At 51.7% G+C, this 261-nt stretch carries 1 pseudogene; it reads right to left on the bottom strand.

The features are described from left to right. Positions 1–215, bottom strand: a pseudogene (locus tag EOD29_RS36685) (amidohydrolase); the annotation flags it as partial. Between the last annotated feature and the right edge of the window lie 46 nt (positions 216–261).

Here is a 261-nt window from a genome sequence, read left to right as displayed (position 1 = left end):
TGAATCTGCATAGGCATGTCGCGCTTGAGGCACTCCTCCAGTGCGAGGGTGAACGTATAGCGGCGTAAATCCTTGGTAATTTCCGCGGCAGACTCGCGGTCCATATCAGGCAATTTGTTGAAAGAACTTCTGAGCGCCTCCCAGGATACTCTTGCAGGATCCCGGTCGTGCAGGGGCCGGATAAGACCAATGAACGGCAGGAGGTAAGATTTCATTCCATATGATTTCTTCCCGAAATTGCCGTTGCCATCTAAAGTCTCG

This window comes from Mesorhizobium sp. M1A.T.Ca.IN.004.03.1.1, assembly GCF_003997555.1.
Taxonomy (GTDB): Bacteria; Pseudomonadota; Alphaproteobacteria; order Rhizobiales; family Rhizobiaceae; genus Mesorhizobium.
The sequence above is the reverse complement of the archived record's forward strand: the minus strand, read 5'-3'. Positions and strand labels throughout refer to the sequence as shown.